The sequence below is a fragment of the Wocania ichthyoenteri Th78 genome, from assembly GCF_000789235.1.
Classification (GTDB): Bacteria; Bacteroidota; Bacteroidia; order Flavobacteriales; family Flavobacteriaceae; genus Wocania_A; species Wocania_A ichthyoenteri.
The window spans coordinates 2,642,579-2,657,431 of sequence record NZ_KN525716.1; the positions used below are offsets into that span (position 1 = coordinate 2,642,579).

At 34.7% G+C, this 14,853-nt stretch carries 28 protein-coding genes; all 28 read left to right on the forward strand.

Annotated features, from left to right (window positions below; translation table 11 throughout):
- Window positions 1–3: 3 nt before the first annotated feature.
- The 28 genes from fusA to rpsD all read left to right on the forward strand — a co-directional run bounded on the left by fusA (window position 4) and on the right by rpsD (window position 14,768).
- Window positions 4–2,130 (forward strand): elongation factor G, encoded by a 2,127-nt coding sequence (fusA, locus tag RG22_RS11395; RefSeq protein ID WP_034043284.1) that lies wholly within the window; start codon window positions 4–6, stop codon window positions 2,128–2,130.
- Window positions 2,131–2,141: 11 nt separating this feature from the next.
- On the forward strand, window positions 2,142–2,447 hold the full coding sequence (gene rpsJ / locus RG22_RS11400) for a 30S ribosomal protein S10 (protein ID WP_007650482.1): 306 nt from the start codon (window positions 2,142–2,144) through the stop codon (window positions 2,445–2,447).
- A gap of 119 nt (window positions 2,448–2,566) precedes the next feature.
- A complete protein-coding gene (gene rplC / locus RG22_RS11405; protein WP_034043288.1) occupies window positions 2,567–3,184 on the forward strand; it encodes a 50S ribosomal protein L3 in 618 nt (205 codons plus the stop codon).
- A complete protein-coding gene (gene rplD / locus RG22_RS11410) occupies window positions 3,184–3,813 on the forward strand; it encodes a 50S ribosomal protein L4 (protein WP_034043291.1) in 630 nt (209 codons plus the stop codon). The genes rplC and rplD overlap by 1 nt, the downstream gene beginning before the upstream one ends.
- 5 nt (window positions 3,814–3,818) lie before the next feature.
- Window positions 3,819–4,109 carry a 50S ribosomal protein L23 gene (gene rplW / locus RG22_RS11415; RefSeq protein WP_034043294.1) on the forward strand — a complete coding sequence of 97 codons (291 nt, stop codon included), beginning with the start codon at window positions 3,819–3,821 and terminating at the stop codon, window positions 4,107–4,109.
- A 10-nt stretch (window positions 4,110–4,119) separates the two neighbouring features.
- Window positions 4,120–4,947, forward strand: coding sequence for a 50S ribosomal protein L2 (rplB, locus tag RG22_RS11420; RefSeq protein WP_034043297.1), 828 nt, complete (start codon window positions 4,120–4,122; stop codon window positions 4,945–4,947).
- Between the two features lie 3 nt (window positions 4,948–4,950).
- A complete protein-coding gene (gene rpsS, locus RG22_RS11425; RefSeq protein ID WP_034043300.1) occupies window positions 4,951–5,229 on the forward strand; it encodes a 30S ribosomal protein S19 in 279 nt (92 codons plus the stop codon).
- A gap of 6 nt (window positions 5,230–5,235) precedes the next feature.
- Complete coding sequence (gene rplV / locus RG22_RS11430; protein ID WP_034043302.1) at window positions 5,236–5,643, forward strand: 50S ribosomal protein L22; 408 nt, start codon at window positions 5,236–5,238, stop codon at window positions 5,641–5,643.
- A gap of 7 nt (window positions 5,644–5,650) precedes the next feature.
- Window positions 5,651–6,373, forward strand: coding sequence for a 30S ribosomal protein S3 (gene rpsC / locus RG22_RS11435; protein WP_034043304.1), 723 nt, complete (start codon window positions 5,651–5,653; stop codon window positions 6,371–6,373).
- A 21-nt stretch (window positions 6,374–6,394) separates the two neighbouring features.
- The gene (gene rplP / locus RG22_RS11440) at window positions 6,395–6,814 is read left to right on the forward strand and encodes a 50S ribosomal protein L16 (protein WP_034043306.1); all 420 of its coding nucleotides are present in this window, start codon (window positions 6,395–6,397) and stop codon (window positions 6,812–6,814) included.
- Window positions 6,815–6,827: 13 nt separating this feature from the next.
- Entirely contained in the window at window positions 6,828–7,019 is a 192-nt protein-coding gene (rpmC, locus tag RG22_RS11445) for a 50S ribosomal protein L29 (protein WP_034043309.1), read from the forward strand.
- A gap of 12 nt (window positions 7,020–7,031) precedes the next feature.
- Window positions 7,032–7,289, forward strand: coding sequence for a 30S ribosomal protein S17 (gene rpsQ, locus RG22_RS11450; RefSeq protein WP_034043311.1), 258 nt, complete (start codon window positions 7,032–7,034; stop codon window positions 7,287–7,289).
- 2 nt (window positions 7,290–7,291) lie between these two features.
- Entirely contained in the window at window positions 7,292–7,660 is a 369-nt protein-coding gene (rplN, locus tag RG22_RS11455) for a 50S ribosomal protein L14 (protein ID WP_019386277.1), read from the forward strand.
- A gap of 15 nt (window positions 7,661–7,675) precedes the next feature.
- Window positions 7,676–7,987, forward strand: a complete 312-nt coding sequence (gene rplX, locus RG22_RS11460; RefSeq protein ID WP_034043314.1) for a 50S ribosomal protein L24 — start codon at window positions 7,676–7,678, stop codon at window positions 7,985–7,987.
- A gap of 2 nt (window positions 7,988–7,989) precedes the next feature.
- Window positions 7,990–8,541, forward strand: a complete 552-nt coding sequence (rplE, locus tag RG22_RS11465) for a 50S ribosomal protein L5 (protein ID WP_034043317.1) — start codon at window positions 7,990–7,992, stop codon at window positions 8,539–8,541.
- 3 nt (window positions 8,542–8,544) lie between these two features.
- The gene (gene rpsN, locus RG22_RS11470) at window positions 8,545–8,814 is read left to right on the forward strand and encodes a 30S ribosomal protein S14 (RefSeq protein ID WP_034043320.1); all 270 of its coding nucleotides are present in this window, start codon (window positions 8,545–8,547) and stop codon (window positions 8,812–8,814) included.
- A 77-nt stretch (window positions 8,815–8,891) separates the two neighbouring features.
- Window positions 8,892–9,290: a 30S ribosomal protein S8 gene (gene rpsH, locus RG22_RS11475; RefSeq protein ID WP_034043323.1), complete on the forward strand. Its 399-nt coding sequence runs from the start codon at window positions 8,892–8,894 to the stop codon at window positions 9,288–9,290.
- A gap of 17 nt (window positions 9,291–9,307) precedes the next feature.
- Window positions 9,308–9,850, forward strand: a complete 543-nt coding sequence (gene rplF / locus RG22_RS11480) for a 50S ribosomal protein L6 (protein ID WP_034043327.1) — start codon at window positions 9,308–9,310, stop codon at window positions 9,848–9,850.
- 10 nt (window positions 9,851–9,860) lie between these two features.
- A complete protein-coding gene (gene rplR, locus RG22_RS11485) occupies window positions 9,861–10,217 on the forward strand; it encodes a 50S ribosomal protein L18 (protein WP_034043330.1) in 357 nt (118 codons plus the stop codon).
- 6 nt (window positions 10,218–10,223) lie between these two features.
- The gene (gene rpsE / locus RG22_RS11490) at window positions 10,224–10,748 is read left to right on the forward strand and encodes a 30S ribosomal protein S5 (protein WP_034043333.1); all 525 of its coding nucleotides are present in this window, start codon (window positions 10,224–10,226) and stop codon (window positions 10,746–10,748) included.
- Window positions 10,749–10,759: 11 nt separating this feature from the next.
- A complete protein-coding gene (gene rpmD, locus RG22_RS11495) occupies window positions 10,760–10,939 on the forward strand; it encodes a 50S ribosomal protein L30 (protein ID WP_019386285.1) in 180 nt (59 codons plus the stop codon).
- 15 nt (window positions 10,940–10,954) lie between these two features.
- Window positions 10,955–11,407 (forward strand): 50S ribosomal protein L15, encoded by a 453-nt coding sequence (rplO, locus tag RG22_RS11500; protein WP_034043336.1) that lies wholly within the window; start codon window positions 10,955–10,957, stop codon window positions 11,405–11,407.
- Between the two features lie 15 nt (window positions 11,408–11,422).
- Window positions 11,423–12,781, forward strand: coding sequence for a preprotein translocase subunit SecY (secY, locus tag RG22_RS11505; RefSeq protein ID WP_034043339.1), 1,359 nt, complete (start codon window positions 11,423–11,425; stop codon window positions 12,779–12,781).
- A gap of 10 nt (window positions 12,782–12,791) precedes the next feature.
- Window positions 12,792–13,007, forward strand: a complete 216-nt coding sequence (gene infA, locus RG22_RS11510; protein WP_028289261.1) for a translation initiation factor IF-1 — start codon at window positions 12,792–12,794, stop codon at window positions 13,005–13,007.
- 7 nt (window positions 13,008–13,014) lie between these two features.
- Window positions 13,015–13,131 (forward strand): type B 50S ribosomal protein L36, encoded by a 117-nt coding sequence (gene ykgO / locus RG22_RS17675; RefSeq protein WP_013305171.1) that lies wholly within the window; start codon window positions 13,015–13,017, stop codon window positions 13,129–13,131.
- 3 nt (window positions 13,132–13,134) lie between these two features.
- Window positions 13,135–13,509 carry a 30S ribosomal protein S13 gene (gene rpsM, locus RG22_RS11515; RefSeq protein WP_034043343.1) on the forward strand — a complete coding sequence of 125 codons (375 nt, stop codon included), beginning with the start codon at window positions 13,135–13,137 and terminating at the stop codon, window positions 13,507–13,509.
- Between the two features lie 98 nt (window positions 13,510–13,607).
- Window positions 13,608–13,991: a 30S ribosomal protein S11 gene (gene rpsK, locus RG22_RS11520; protein WP_034043346.1), complete on the forward strand. Its 384-nt coding sequence runs from the start codon at window positions 13,608–13,610 to the stop codon at window positions 13,989–13,991.
- 171 nt (window positions 13,992–14,162) lie between these two features.
- Window positions 14,163–14,768, forward strand: a complete 606-nt coding sequence (rpsD, locus tag RG22_RS11525) for a 30S ribosomal protein S4 (protein ID WP_034043349.1) — start codon at window positions 14,163–14,165, stop codon at window positions 14,766–14,768.
- The last annotated feature ends 85 nt before the right edge of the window (window positions 14,769–14,853 follow it).

The window sequence follows — 14,853 nt, forward strand, 5'->3', positions numbered from 1 at the left end:
GAAATGGCAAGAGATTTAAAATTTACTAGAAATATAGGTATTGCTGCACATATTGATGCAGGAAAAACTACTACTACAGAGCGTATTCTTTATTATACAGGAGTTTCACACAAAATTGGAGAAGTACATGATGGTGCTGCAACAATGGACTGGATGGAGCAAGAGCAAGAAAGGGGTATTACAATTACTTCTGCTGCTACAACTTGTGAGTGGAAATTTCCAATTGAAAATGGAGAGCCAACTGCTGATGCAAAGGATTATCACTTTAATATAATTGACACACCGGGTCACGTAGATTTTACAGTTGAAGTAAATCGTTCTTTACGTGTACTTGATGGTTTAGTATTTTTATTTAGCGCAGTTGATGGTGTTGAGCCACAATCTGAAACTAACTGGAGACTAGCTGATAACTATAAAGTGCCTAGAATTGGTTTCGTTAATAAAATGGACCGTCAAGGATCAGACTTTTTAGGTGTTTGTCAACAAGTAAAAGATATGTTAAAATCTAACGCGGTGCCAATCGTTTTAAATATTGGTGACGAGGAAGATTTTAAAGGAATTATCGATTTAGTAAAAAACCGTGCTATTGTATGGCATGATGAAACACAAGGGGCAACTTTTGATGTAATCGAAATTCCAGAAGAACTTAAAGAAGAAGCTCGTAAATATCGTGCACTACTTATTGAGGAAGTTGCTGGTTACGACGAGGATCTTTTAGAAAAATTTATGGAAGATGAAGATTCTATTACAGAAGACGAAGTGCATGCTGCACTTAGAGCTGCTGTAATGGATATGGCAATTATTCCTATGATTTGTGGATCTGCATTCAAAAATAAAGGTGTTCAGTTTCTTTTAGATGCTGTATGTCGTTACTTACCTTCTCCAATGGATAAGGAAGGTATTAAAGGAATGAATCCAGATACTGAAAAAGAAGAATTGCGTAAGCCAAGTGTCGATGAGCCTTTTGCTGCATTAGCCTTTAAAATTGCTACAGATCCTTTTGTGGGTCGTTTGGCCTTTTTCCGCGCTTATTCTGGTCGTTTAGATGCAGGTTCTTATGTTTTAAATAACCGTTCAGGCAAAAAAGAACGTATCTCACGTATTTATCAAATGCATGCTAATAAGCAAAATGCAATTGATTTTATTGAAGCTGGAGATATAGGTGCTGCTGTTGGGTTTAAATCTATCAAAACAGGAGATACGCTTTCATCTGAAAAACACCCTATAGTTTTAGAATCTATGGACTTCCCTGATCCAGTAATTGGTATTGCGGTAGAGCCTAAAACTAAAGCAGATGTTGATAAATTAGGAATGGGTTTAGCTAAATTAGCTGAAGAAGATCCTACTTTTACAGTGCGTTCAGACGAAGCATCAGGACAGACTATTATTTCTGGAATGGGTGAGCTTCACTTAGATGTTATTGTAGATCGTTTACGTCGTGAGTTTAAAGTAGAAGTAAATCAAGGTCAACCACAAGTTGAATATAAAGAAGCTATTACTGCTTCTGCAGACCATAGAGAAGTTTATAAGAAACAATCTGGTGGTCGTGGTAAATTTGCTGATATCGTATTTACGGTTGAACCAGCTGATGAAGGTGTAACTGGACTTCAGTTTGAATCTATAATTAAAGGTGGTAACGTTCCAAAAGAATTTATCCCTTCAATTGAAAAAGGATTTAAAATGGCTATGGTTAATGGGCCTTTAGCAGGATACGAAATTGATGCGATGAAAGTAACATTGAAAGATGGTTCTTATCACGATGTGGATTCGGATCAATTATCTTTCGAATTAGCTGCTAAACTTGGATTTAAAAACTGTGCAAAAGCTGCGAAAGCGGTAATCATGGAGCCAATTATGAAACTTGAGGTGATTACACCTGAAGAAAATATGGGTGATATTGTAGGTGATTTAAACAGAAGAAGAGGACAGGTAAGTGATATGGGAGATAGAGCTGGTGCAAAAACTGTAAAAGCTACTGTGCCATTATCTGAAATGTTTGGTTATGTAACTACATTAAGAACATTGTCATCAGGTCGTGCAACATCAACTATGGAATTTTCACACTATGCTGAAACTCCTTCGAATATTTCAGAAGAAGTAATTAAAGCTGCTAAAGGCGTTGAATCGTAAATCTTAAGAAAATGAGTCAAAAAATCAGAATAAAATTAAAATCTTACGATCACAACTTAGTAGATAAGTCTGCTGACAAGATTGTAAAAACAGTAAAAAGTACTGGTGCAGTAGTAACGGGGCCAATTCCATTACCAACTCACAAGAAAATTTTCACTGTATTACGTTCTCCACACGTAAATAAGAAATCAAGAGAACAATTTCAATTAAGCTCTTATAAGAGATTATTAGATATTTACTCTTCGTCATCAAAAACAATTGATGCGTTAATGAAACTTGAATTACCAAGTGGTGTTGAAGTAGAAATTAAAGTTTAGTTATAAACTTACATGTCCTAAGCTGCGAGCGAGGGAAAAACGGTAAAAATACAATTCAAGGCTGAAACGTATTTTCAGCCTTGAATTTTAATAAATAGTAATAAATTAAATAAATAATTATGTCTGGGTTAATTGGAAAAAAAATCGGTATGACCAGCATCTTTGATGAAAACGGGAAGAATATTCCTTGTACAGTAATCGAAGCTGGACCATGTATCGTTACCCAAGTCAGAACTGAAGAAGTTGACGGCTATAAAGCTGTTCAATTAGGTTTCGATGACGCGACAGAAAAAAGCGCTACTAAAGCAGACTTAGGTCATGCTAAAAAAGCGGGTACTTCTGTAAAACGCAAAATCGTCGAGTTTAAAGGTTTTGATGAGGAGTACAAATTAGGAGATGCAATCACTGTAGAACATTTTAACGAAGGAGAATTCGTTGATGTAGCAGGAACATCTAAAGGTAAAGGATTTCAAGGTGTTGTAAAACGTCATGGTTTCGGTGGTGTAGGTCAAGCTACTCACGGTCAACATAACCGTTTAAGAGCGCCAGGGTCTATTGGAGCGGCATCATACCCTGCAAGAGTTTTCAAAGGAATGAAAATGGCAGGACGTATGGGAACCGATACAGTTAAAGTTCAAAATTTAAGAGTTTTAAAAGTAGTTACTGAAAAGAATCTACTTGTGGTTAAAGGATGTGTTCCTGGTCACAAAAACGCTTATGTAATTATTAGAAAATAATGAAAGTAGCAGTTTTAGATATAAACGGAAAAGACACAGGTAGAAAGGCAGACCTTTCTAAAGATGTGTTTGCTATTGAGCCTAATAATCATGCTGTATATTTGGATGTTAAACAATATTTAGCAAACCAACGTCAAGGAACTCACAAATCGAAAGAAAGAGCTGAGATTTCTGGATCTACACGTAAGATTAAAAAGCAAAAAGGAACTGGTACAGCAAGAGCAGGTAGTATTAAGTCTGGTATATTTAAAGGTGGTGGTCGTATGTTCGGTCCAAGACCAAGAAATTACAGCATCAAACTTAATAAAAACTTAAAGCGTTTAGCACGTAAATCTGCCCTAAGTATCAAAGCAGGAGAAAAGTCAATTACAGTTTTAGAAGACTTTAATTTTGACTCTGTAAAGACAAAGAATTTTACAGCAGTTTTAAAGGCTTTAGAACTTGAAAACAAAAAAACACTCTTTGTGTTGGGTGGCTCAAATAATAACGTATATTTGTCATCGCGCAATTTAAAAAGCTCAGAAGTTATAACATCTTCAGAATTAAGTACTTATAAGATTTTAAATGCAAATCAAGTAGTGCTTTTAGAAGGAGCTTTGGCGGGAATTGAAACAAACTTAAGTAAATAGAAACAATGAATATCTTAATTAAACCTATAATCACAGAAAAAGCGACAGCAGATAGCGAGTTAAGAAACTGCTACACTTTCGCAGTGAATACAATGGCGAACAAGGTAGAAATCAAAAAAGCGGTGGAAGCTGCTTATGGTGTTTCTGTTGATAAAGTTCGTACTATAAATGTCCGTCCAGATCGTAGTACCAAGCACACAAAAACTGGTATTCAAAATGGTAAAACAAATGCTGTTAAAAAGGCAATTGTACAACTGGCGGAAGGTGAAATGATTGATTTATACAGTAACATGTAATTAAAGACAGATGTCAGTAAGAAAATTAAAACCAATCACACCAGGACAGCGATTTAGAGTAGTAAACGGTTACGATGCCATTACTACTGATAAGCCGGAAAAGAGTTTACTCGTTCCGAATAAAAGGTCTGGTGGTAGAAACAATCGAGGAAAAATGACCATGCGCTACATAGGTGGAGGTCATAAGAAAAAGTATCGTATTATCGATTTTAAAAGAGACAAAGCTGGGATTCCTGCTGAAGTAGCTTCAATTCAATACGATCCAAACAGAACAGCTTTTATCGCTTTATTGAACTATCAAGATGGCGAGAAAAGATACATTATTGCTCAAAATGGACTTCAGGTTGGACAAAATCTAGTGTCTGGGAAAGAAGGTGTTGCTCCAGAAATTGGAAACTCAATGCCATTAAGTGAAATTCCATTAGGAACTATTATTTCTTGCGTAGAGTTACGTCCAGGACAAGGAGCTGTTATGGCTCGTAGTGCTGGTGCTTTTGCTCAGTTAATGGCAAGAGATGGTAAGTTTGCTACGGTTAAGTTACCTTCAGGAGAAACAAGATTAATTCTTGCTAACTGTATGGCTACTATAGGAGTTGTTTCTAACTCAGATCATCAATTATTAGTTGGTGGTAAAGCAGGTAGAACAAGATGGTTAGGAAGAAGACCACGTACTAGACCAGTAGTAATGAATCCAGTTGATCACCCAATGGGTGGTGGTGAAGGTAAATCTTCAGGTGGACATCCTCGTTCTAGAAACGGTATACCAGCTAAAGGTTATAGAACCCGTTCTAAGACTAAAGCAAGTAATAAATATATTGTAGAACGTAGAAAGAAATAAGACATGGCAAGATCATTAAAAAAAGGACCTTACGTTCATTATAAATTAGAGAAGAAAGTAGCTGTTAATGTTGAAAACAATAAAAAAACAGTAATCAAAACGTGGTCAAGAGCCTCTATGATTACTCCAGATTTTGTTGGACAAACTATAGCTGTACATAATGGCCGTCAATTTGTACCAGTTTATGTAACTGAAAACATGGTAGGTCATAAATTAGGAGAATTTTCACCAACACGTTCATTCCGTGGACATGCAGGTGCTAAAAATAAAGGTAAAAAGTAGTAAGCTATGGGAACTCGTAAAAAACAAATGGCAGACGCTATTAAGGAAGCAAAAAAACATGTTGCTTTTGCTAAACTTAATAACTGTCCTACATCACCGAGAAAAATGCGTTTAGTAGCCGATTTAGTAAGAGGCGAAAAAGTAGAACATGCACTTAATATCTTAAAATTCAACCAAAAAGAAGCATCTGGTCGTTTAGAGAAATTGTTATTGTCTGCAATTGCAAACTGGCAATCTAAAAATGAAGAAGCAAATATTGAAGAGGCTGAATTAATTGTAAAAGAGATTAAGGTTGATAGCGGATCTATGTTAAAAAGATTACGTCCAGCACCTCAAGGTCGTGCACACAGAATAAGAAAACGTTCAAACCACGTAACAATCGTAGTTGGAGCAAACAATAATACACAAAGCTAAGATAGATATGGGACAAAAAACAAATCCAATCGGGAATCGCTTAGGAATTATCAGAGGATGGGAATCTAACTGGTACGGAGGTAATGATTATGGAGATAAGCTTGCTGAAGACGATAAAATTAGAAAATACGTTCACGCACGTTTATCTAAAGCTAGTGTAAGTAGAGTAATTATTGAGAGAACTTTAAAGCTTGTAACCGTTACTATCACTACTGCAAGACCAGGTATTATTATCGGGAAAGGCGGACAAGAGGTAGACAAGTTAAAAGAAGAACTTAAAAAAATTACTGGAAAAGAAGTTCAGATTAACATCTTTGAAATTAAAAGACCTGAACTTGATGCATTTTTAGTAGGATCAAGCATCGCTCGTCAAATTGAAAATAGAATTTCATACAGACGTGCAATTAAGATGGCTATTGCTGCTACAATGCGTATGAATGCTGAAGGAATTAAAATCCAAATTAGTGGACGTTTAAATGGTGCTGAAATGGCACGTTCTGAACACTACAAAGAAGGACGTATTCCTTTATCAACCTTTAGAGCCGATATTGATTACGCTTTAGTTGAGGCACACACTACTTACGGTAGGTTGGGTGTTAAAGTATGGATCATGAAAGGTGAAGTATATGGTAAAAGAGAACTTTCTCCGCTTGTTGGATTATCTAAGAAGCAAGGAAAAGGTGGAGCCGGAGGACGTGGTGGAAATAAAGGACCTCGTCGTAGAAAGTAATTTTTTATAAAGTAAAGAAAAATGTTACAGCCTAAAAGAACAAAATTTCGTAAGCAACAAAAAGGACGTATGAAAGGGAACTCAGGTAGAGGTCACCAACTTTCAAACGGAACTTTTGGAATAAAAGCATTAGACTCGAATTTTTTAACATCGCGTCAAATTGAAGCAGCTCGTATTGCCGCTACACGTTACATGAAAAGAGAAGGACAACTTTGGATTAAAATATTTCCAGACAAGCCTATTACAAAAAAGCCTCTTGAAGTACGTATGGGTAAAGGTAAAGGTGCCGTTGAATATTGGGTAGCTGTTGTTAAACCAGGAAGAGTTTTATTTGAAATTGGTGGAGTGCCATTAGACGTTGCAAAAGAAGCATTACGTTTAGCAGCACAAAAGTTACCAGTAAAAACTAAGTTTTTAATCGCTAGAGATTACGAAGCATAATTTATTTGATATTATGAAACAATCAGAAATTAAAGAATTATCTGTAGCTGAGTTACAAGAAAAACTTGGTGAAACAAAAAAGAGTTATTCAGACCTAAAATTGGCTCATGCAATATCTCCTTTAGAAAATCCAATTCAATTACGTTCAATAAGAAGAACTGTAGCTAGAATTGCGACTGAATTAACTAAAAGAGAATTACAATAATTCTGCTGAAAGATGGAAACAAGAAATTTAAGAAAAGAACGTATAGGAGTTGTTACTAGTAACAAAATGCAAAAATCAATAGTTGTAGCAGAAGTTAAAAAAGTAAAACATCCTATGTATGGAAAATTCGTGTTAAAAACGAAAAAGTACGTAGCACACGACGAAACAAACGATTGCAATATTGGTGATAAAGTAAAGATCATGGAAACAAGACCTTTAAGTAAATCTAAATGTTGGAGATTAGTAGAAATCCTAGAAAGAGCTAAATAATTATGGTACAGCAAGAATCAAGATTAAAAGTAGCAGACAACACTGGAGCAAAGGAAGTTTTGACTATCCGTGTTTTAGGAGGAACTAAAAGAAGATATGCTTCTGTGGGAGACAAAATTGTTGTTTCAGTAAAAGATGCGACTCCCAATGGAAACATTAAAAAAGGGGCAGTATCAACAGCAGTAGTTGTTCGTACTAAGAAAGAAGTAAGAAGACCAGACGGATCTTATATAAGATTTGACGACAACGCTTGTGTTTTATTGAACCCAACGGGTGAGATGAGAGGAACACGTGTATTTGGTCCTGTTGCTAGAGAGCTTCGTGATAAACAATTCATGAAGATTGTATCATTAGCACCCGAGGTGCTTTAATACAGAATAATTAAGATGGGAAAGCTTAAAATAAAAACTGGAGATACTGTAAAGGTAATTGCTGGAGATCATAAAGGATCTGAAGGTAAAGTGCAAAAAGTATTTATAGAAAAGAACAAAGCGATTGTTGAGGGTGTAAACATGGTTAAGAAACATACTAAACCAAGTGCACAAAATCCTCAAGGTGGAATCGTAGAGAAAGAAGCTGCTATTCATATATCTAATTTATCATTGTTAACTTCAAAAGGAGAAACAACAAGAATTGGTTATAGAGTAGAAGGCGATAAAAAAGTAAGATTTTCAACAAAATCTAATGAAGTAATATAGTTATGGCATATTCACCTAGACTTAAAGAAGAGTATAAAAGCAGAGTAATTGCAGCTCTTACAGACGAATTTGGATATAAAAATGTAATGCAAGTTCCTAAACTTACTAAGATAGTAATATCTAAAGGTGTTGGAGCAGCCGTTGCAGACAAAAAGTTAATCGACTACGCAGTAGAAGAAGTGACTACTATATCTGGACAAAAAGCGATATCTACATTATCTAAAAAGGATGTTGCATCATTCAAATTACGTAAAGGAATGCCAATTGGTGTTAAAGTAACTTTACGTGGTGAGAGAATGTATGAGTTTTTAGACCGTTTAGTAACGTCTGCACTTCCACGTGTAAGAGATTTTAACGGTATTAAAGCTACAGGATTTGATGGACGTGGTAACTACAATTTAGGAGTTACTGAGCAAATTATATTCCCAGAAATTAACATTGATAAAGTGAACAAAATTTCTGGAATGGATATTACATTTGTAACCACTGCAGATACTGATAAAGAAGCAAAATCATTATTAACTGAACTAGGGTTACCTTTTCAAAAGAACTAAGATATGGCTAAAGAATCAATGAAAGCCCGTGAGGTAAAAAGAGCAAAGACAGTAGCTAAATATGCTGAAAAACGTAAGGCTTTAAAAGAAGCTGGAGATTACGAAGCATTACAAAAGTTGCCAAAAAATGCTTCCCCTGTACGTATGCACAATAGATGTAAACTTACAGGAAGACCTAAAGGTTATATGAGAACTTTCGGAATTTCTCGTGTAACATTCAGAGAAATGGCTAACCAAGGATTAATACCAGGTGTTAGAAAAGCAAGTTGGTAAAAAAAGAATTATAAATTGGTTTTAGGTTCAAAAAAGAAATAGTTCATTTTGAAAACCATTACCGCAAATTAATAAATATGTATACAGATCCAATAGCGGATTATCTTACAAGAATTAGAAACGCAGTGCGTGCTAACCACAGAGTGGTTGAGATACCTGCATCTAATTTAAAGAAAGACATCACTAAAATATTATTCGAACAAGGATATATTTTAAGCTACAAGTTTGATGACTCTTCAGTACAAGGAACAATTAAAATTGCTCTTAAGTACAATAAAGAAACAAAAGAACCTGTAATTAAGAAACTTCAACGTATTAGTAAACCAGGTTTACGTAAGTATGCTGGTTCTAACGAACTACCTAGAATCCTTAATGGTCTTGGTATTGCCATTGTGTCTACTTCTCATGGAGTAATGACTGGTAAACAAGCCAAAAGAGATAATGTAGGTGGTGAAGTATTATGTTACGTTTACTAATTTAAAACCTAAAAGAAATGTCAAGAATAGGAAATAATCCAGTAGCCATTCCAGAAGGTGTAACAGTTGATGTTAAAGATAACGTTGTAACTGTAAAAGGAAAATTAGGAGAGTTAACACAAAATTACGATTCTATAGAAATAAAAGTAGAAGAAGGTAGTGTTTGGGTAACACGTTCTTCTGATACTAAAGATCAAAAAGCAAAACATGGTTTATACAGATCATTAATGCATAACATGATTGAAGGTGTATCAAAAGGGTGGACTAAAGAACTAGAATTGGTTGGTGTAGGTTATAGAGCATCAAACCAAGGACAAAAATTAGATTTAGCCTTAGGTTTCTCTCACAGTATTGTTTTAAGTTTAGCTCCAGAGGTAAAAGTCGAAACAATAAGTGAAAAAGGAAAGAATCCAATTATTAAACTTACTTCTCACGATAAACAACTTGTAGGACAAGTAGCTGCAAAAATTCGTGGTTTTAGAAGACCAGAACCTTATAAAGGAAAAGGAATTAAGTTTGTTGGTGAAGAATTAAGAAGAAAAGCAGGTAAATCAGCTTAATAAGTAAGTTATGGCATTAACAAAGAACCAAAGAAGAATAAGAATTAAAAACAGAATTCGTAAGATAGTTTCTGGTACAGAAACTAAACCTAGATTAACTGTTTTTAGAAGTAATAAAGAAATTTATGCTCAAATAGTTGATGACGTATCTGGTAAAACTATCAGTGCAGCATCTTCAAGAGATAAAGATATTAGTTCTGCAAAAGGAAATAAATCAGAAGTAGCAACCTTAGTAGGTAAAGCTGTAGCTGAAAAAGCTTTAAAAGCAGGTATTGAAACTATTGCTTTTGATAGAGGTGGATATTTATACCACGGTAGAGTAAAATCGTTAGCTGAAGGAGCTAGAGAAGCAGGACTTAAATTCTAAGAAATTATGTTTAAAAAATATAAAAGTGCAGAATTAGTAAAACCAGGTGGATTAGATCTTAAAGATCGTTTAGTTGGTGTACAAAGAGTTACAAAAGTAACTAAAGGTGGTAGAGCATTTGGTTTTTCAGCTATTGTTGTAGTTGGTGATGAAGCTGGTGTTGTAGGACAAGGTTTAGGAAAATCTAAAGACGTTGCTAGTGCAATTGCAAAAGCTGTTGAAGATGCTAAGAAAAACCTAGTACGTATTCCTATTATTAAAGGAACCTTACCACACGAACAAAAAGGAAAATACGGTGGAGCAAGAGTGAATATTATTCCTGCTGCTCCTGGTACTGGAGTTATTGCTGGTGGAGCAGTTAGAACGGTTTTAGAGGCTGTTGGTATACACGATGTATTATCAAAATCTCAAGGATCTTCAAACCCTCATAACGTGGTAAAAGCAACTTTTGATGCTTTATTACAATTAAGAGATGCTAACGCTATTGCAAGAGACAGAGGTATTTCACTTGAACAAGTTTTTAACGCTTAATACAGGCAGAGATGGCAAAGATTAAAGTAAAAAAAGTTAAAAGCGCAATCAATCGCACGCAAAGACAAAAAAGAACTTTAGAAGCTCTTGGTCTTAAAAAGATTGGTCAAGTAAAAGAGCATGAAGCTACACCAAATATACTTGGTATGGTTGCTAAAGTTTCACATTTAGTTTCTGTTGAAGAAGCTTAAAAATATAAACTGAAAATGGATTTAAGTAATTTAAAACCTGCAGAAGGTTCAGTAAAAAACCAAGGTAAAAGAATAGGTAGAGGGCAAGGTTCTGGAAAAGGTGGTACAGCAACTCGTGGTCACAAAGGAGCAAAATCCCGTTCTGGTTATTCTAAGAAACTAGGATTTGAAGGTGGGCAAATGCCACTTCAAAGACGTGTGCCTAAGTTTGGTTTTACTAACATTAACCGTGTTGAGTATCAAGGTATCAATTTAGATACTTTACAAAAACTAGTTGATGATAAGAAAATAAAGGATACAGTAGATTTTGAAACGTTATTCACTAACCGTTTAGCAGGTAAAAACGACCTAGTTAAAATTATGGGAAGAGGTGAGTTAAAAGCAAAATTAAAAGTATCTGCTCATAAGTTTACTGCTTCAGCAAAATCTGCTATAGAAGCTGCAGGAGGAGAAGCTGTAACATTATAATATTTTATTATAAGTATGAAATTTATAGAATCAATAAAAAATGTTTGGAAAATAGAGGAACTAAGAAACAGAATCATAGTTACACTTGGTCTGTTATTAGTTTATCGTTTTGGTGCACAAGTGGTTTTACCAGGTATTGATGCTGCTCAATTAGGTGGCTTACAACAAGGAACTGATACGGGTATTTTAAGTATACTTAATATGTTTACTGGTGGCGCATTTGCAAATGCATCTGTATTTGCTTTAGGTATTATGCCATACATTTCTGCTTCTATTGTTGTGCAATTAATGGGTATTGCTATTCCTTACCTTCAGAAATTACAAAAAGAAGGAGCAAGTGGTCAAAAGAAAGTAAATCAGATTACACGTTGGTTAACTATTGCCATTTGTTTATTACAAGCACCTGGATATTTAGCAAGTTTAACGCCTATGTTTGGTATTCCTCAGAGTGCCTTTTTATTAGGACAAGGACCATTGTTTTATTTCTCATCAATTACTATACTAGTAACAGGTTGTATTTTTGCAATGTGGTTAGGTGAAAAGATTACTGATAAAGGTATTGGTAATGGTATTTCATTATTAATTATGGTTGGTATTATTGCCACATTACCACAATCATTTTTACAAAATGCGGCAACACGTGTTGATGGAGGAGGAAATGGTGGATTAATGATGATTCTTTTTGAATTAGTTATTTGGCTAGTAATTATTTTAGCTTCTATTATGTTAGTAATGGGTGTTAGAAAAATAGCAGTACAATATGCAAGAAGAACAGCATCTGGTGGTTACGAAAAAAGTGCTATGGCGGGTTCAAGACAATACATTCCATTAAAACTTAATGCATCTGGTGTAATGCCAATTATATTTGCTCAAGCTCTTATGTTTGTACCTAGTTTAATTGGAGGCTCTTCACTATTAAAAGAGACATCAGTTGGTGCTTGGATGCAAACAAACTATTCAGATATGTTTGGGTTTTGGTATAATGTAACTTTTGCTTTATTAATTATAGTATTTACTTATTTTTATACAGCAATTACGGTACCTACCAATAAAATGGCGGACGATTTAAAGCGTAGTGGTGGTTTTATTCCTGGTATTCGTCCAGGTTCTGAAACTTCTGAATATTTAGATAAAATAATGTCTCAAATAACCTTACCAGGTTCTATATTTTTAGCACTTATAGCTGTGTTCCCAGCATTTATTGTTAAACTTATGGGAGTTAGTCAAGGATGGGCTTTATTTTTTGGAGGAACCTCACTATTAATTATGGTTGGAGTTGCAATTGATACTATGCAACAGATAAATTCTTATCTGTTAAATAGACATTATGATGGCTTGATGAAAACAGGTAAAAATAGAAAGGCTAGCGCTTAATATATATACTATGGCAAAACAAGCAGCAATAGAACAAGACGGAACCATTATAGAAGCATTGTCAAATGCGATGTTTCGTGTTGAATTAGAAAACGGTCATATTGTGACTGCACACATCTCTGGTAAAATGCGTATGCATTACATAAAATTATTACCAGGAGATAAAGTTAAATTAGAAATGAGTCCTTACGATTTATCAAAGGCTCGAATAACTTATAGATACTAGTACAAAGATGAAAGTAAGAGCATCAGTTAAAAAAAGAAGTGCAGATTGTAAGATCGTGCGCAGAAAAGGTAGACTTTACGTAATAAACAAAAAGAATCCTAGATTCAAACAAAGACAAGGATAAGCTATGGCAAGAATTGCAGGTGTAGACATACCAAAAAACAAAAGAGGAGTAATCTCTTTAACTTATATCTACGGAGTAGGTAGAAGCAGAGCACAAGAAATTTTAGCTTCAGCTAAAGTTGACGAAAGTATTAAAGTTCAAGATTGGACAGATGATCAAATAGCGGGCATTCGTGAAGCTGTTGGAACATTTACCATTGAAGGTGAACTACGTTCTGAAACTCAATTAAACATTAAGCGATTAATGGATATTGGGTGTTACAGAGGTATTCGTCATAGAGCAAGTCTTCCATTAAGAGGGCAACGTACTAAAAACAACTCTAGAACGAGAAAAGGTAGAAGAAAAACAGTTGCTAACAAGAAGAAAGCAACTAAATAATTAAAAGTCATTAGTATTTAGTGGTTGGATGGAATCTGTCTGAAATGTAAAAGTCTAGGATTCTACACTAACAACTAACAACTAGAAACTAAAAGAATATGGCAAAAACAAGCACAAAAAAACGTAAAGTTATTGTAGATGCTGTTGGAGAAGCTCATGTAACCGCTTCTTTTAACAACATCATAATTTCACTTACCAACAAAAAAGGCGATGTAATATCATGGTCTTCTGCGGGTAAAATGGGATTTAGAGGCTCAAAGAAAAACACACCTTACGCAGCGCAATTAGCTGCCGAAGATGCTGCTGGAGTAGCACAGGAGGCTGGTTTAAAAAAAGTAAAAGTATACGTAAAAGGACCAGGAAATGGTAGAGAATCTGCTATTCGTTCAATCCACAATGCTGGTATAGAAGTAACAGAAATTATTGATGTTACACCATTACCACACAACGGATGCCGTCCTCCAAAACGTAGAAGAGTTTAATAATATATTATATGAGAATTAATATCAATTGTTTTGCAGTTGATATTAATTTTTTATATGTAAATTTGCAAACTGAAAAAAATAATTAACAAGTATCAACAAGAGATAAAATGATTATCGAAGGATAAGATTAAGACCTTAATTCATAATCACTCTTAAAAACAATTTAAAATGGCAAGATATACTGGTCCTAAAACAAAAATAGCCCGAAAGTTCGGTGAAGCTATTTTCGGAGAAGATAAATCTTTCGAGAAAAGAAATTATCCTCCAGGTCAACACGGAAACGCAAGACGTCGTGGAAAAAAATCTGAATACGCAATCCAATTAATGGAAAAACAAAAAGCTAAATATACTTACGGTATTTTAGAGCGTCAATTTAGAGGTTTATTTAAAAAAGCAAGAGCAGCACAAGGTATTACAGGTGAAGTTTTATTACAACTTTGCGAGTCTAGATTAGACAATGTGGTATTCAGAATGGGAATTTCTCCTTCTAGAAGTGGCGCAAGACAATTAGTGTCTCACAGACACATTACAGTAAACGGCGAGTTGGTAAACATACCTTCATATTCTTTAAAAGCTGGAGATGTTGTTGCAGTTAGAGAAAAATCTAAATCACTTGAAGCTATTGATAGATCATTGTCAAACTCAAGTCAAGTTTACGAATGGATTACTTGGAATAACGATACTAAATCTGGAACTTATGTTTCTGTTCCTGCTAGAATTCAAATTCCAGAAAACATCAACGAACAATTCATCGTCGAATTATATTCTAAATAATAAATTAATCACATTGGTATTTGGCCAAAGGATTTACTAGTCTTCTTCAAACTTTTAAATCGCGCAACTAAATAACAATTAAAAC

Excerpts from the sequence above, each read along its gene's own strand:
- fusA (WP_034043284.1), top strand. The coding sequence starts at position 4 with ATGGCAAGAGATTTAAAATTTACTAGAAATATAGGTATTGCTGCACAT.
- rpsJ (WP_007650482.1), top strand. The coding sequence starts at position 2,142 with ATGAGTCAAAAAATCAGAATAAAATTAAAATCTTACGATCACAACTTA.
- rplC (WP_034043288.1), top strand. The coding sequence starts at position 2,567 with ATGTCTGGGTTAATTGGAAAAAAAATCGGTATGACCAGCATCTTTGAT.
- rplD (WP_034043291.1), top strand. The coding sequence starts at position 3,184 with ATGAAAGTAGCAGTTTTAGATATAAACGGAAAAGACACAGGTAGAAAG.
- rplW (WP_034043294.1), top strand. The coding sequence starts at position 3,819 with ATGAATATCTTAATTAAACCTATAATCACAGAAAAAGCGACAGCAGAT.
- rplB (WP_034043297.1), top strand. The coding sequence starts at position 4,120 with ATGTCAGTAAGAAAATTAAAACCAATCACACCAGGACAGCGATTTAGA.
- rpsS (WP_034043300.1), top strand. The coding sequence starts at position 4,951 with ATGGCAAGATCATTAAAAAAAGGACCTTACGTTCATTATAAATTAGAG.
- rplV (WP_034043302.1), top strand. The coding sequence starts at position 5,236 with ATGGGAACTCGTAAAAAACAAATGGCAGACGCTATTAAGGAAGCAAAA.
- rpsC (WP_034043304.1), top strand. The coding sequence starts at position 5,651 with ATGGGACAAAAAACAAATCCAATCGGGAATCGCTTAGGAATTATCAGA.
- rplP (WP_034043306.1), top strand. The coding sequence starts at position 6,395 with ATGTTACAGCCTAAAAGAACAAAATTTCGTAAGCAACAAAAAGGACGT.
- rpmC (WP_034043309.1), top strand. The coding sequence starts at position 6,828 with ATGAAACAATCAGAAATTAAAGAATTATCTGTAGCTGAGTTACAAGAA.
- rpsQ (WP_034043311.1), top strand. The coding sequence starts at position 7,032 with ATGGAAACAAGAAATTTAAGAAAAGAACGTATAGGAGTTGTTACTAGT.
- rplN (WP_019386277.1), top strand. The coding sequence starts at position 7,292 with ATGGTACAGCAAGAATCAAGATTAAAAGTAGCAGACAACACTGGAGCA.
- rplX (WP_034043314.1), top strand. The coding sequence starts at position 7,676 with ATGGGAAAGCTTAAAATAAAAACTGGAGATACTGTAAAGGTAATTGCT.
- rplE (WP_034043317.1), top strand. The coding sequence starts at position 7,990 with ATGGCATATTCACCTAGACTTAAAGAAGAGTATAAAAGCAGAGTAATT.
- rpsN (WP_034043320.1), top strand. The coding sequence starts at position 8,545 with ATGGCTAAAGAATCAATGAAAGCCCGTGAGGTAAAAAGAGCAAAGACA.
- rpsH (WP_034043323.1), top strand. The coding sequence starts at position 8,892 with ATGTATACAGATCCAATAGCGGATTATCTTACAAGAATTAGAAACGCA.
- rplF (WP_034043327.1), top strand. The coding sequence starts at position 9,308 with ATGTCAAGAATAGGAAATAATCCAGTAGCCATTCCAGAAGGTGTAACA.
- rplR (WP_034043330.1), top strand. The coding sequence starts at position 9,861 with ATGGCATTAACAAAGAACCAAAGAAGAATAAGAATTAAAAACAGAATT.
- rpsE (WP_034043333.1), top strand. The coding sequence starts at position 10,224 with ATGTTTAAAAAATATAAAAGTGCAGAATTAGTAAAACCAGGTGGATTA.
- rpmD (WP_019386285.1), top strand. The coding sequence starts at position 10,760 with ATGGCAAAGATTAAAGTAAAAAAAGTTAAAAGCGCAATCAATCGCACG.
- rplO (WP_034043336.1), top strand. The coding sequence starts at position 10,955 with ATGGATTTAAGTAATTTAAAACCTGCAGAAGGTTCAGTAAAAAACCAA.
- secY (WP_034043339.1), top strand. The coding sequence starts at position 11,423 with ATGAAATTTATAGAATCAATAAAAAATGTTTGGAAAATAGAGGAACTA.
- infA (WP_028289261.1), top strand. The coding sequence starts at position 12,792 with ATGGCAAAACAAGCAGCAATAGAACAAGACGGAACCATTATAGAAGCA.
- ykgO (WP_013305171.1), top strand. The coding sequence starts at position 13,015 with ATGAAAGTAAGAGCATCAGTTAAAAAAAGAAGTGCAGATTGTAAGATC.
- rpsM (WP_034043343.1), top strand. The coding sequence starts at position 13,135 with ATGGCAAGAATTGCAGGTGTAGACATACCAAAAAACAAAAGAGGAGTA.
- rpsK (WP_034043346.1), top strand. The coding sequence starts at position 13,608 with ATGGCAAAAACAAGCACAAAAAAACGTAAAGTTATTGTAGATGCTGTT.
- rpsD (WP_034043349.1), top strand. The coding sequence starts at position 14,163 with ATGGCAAGATATACTGGTCCTAAAACAAAAATAGCCCGAAAGTTCGGT.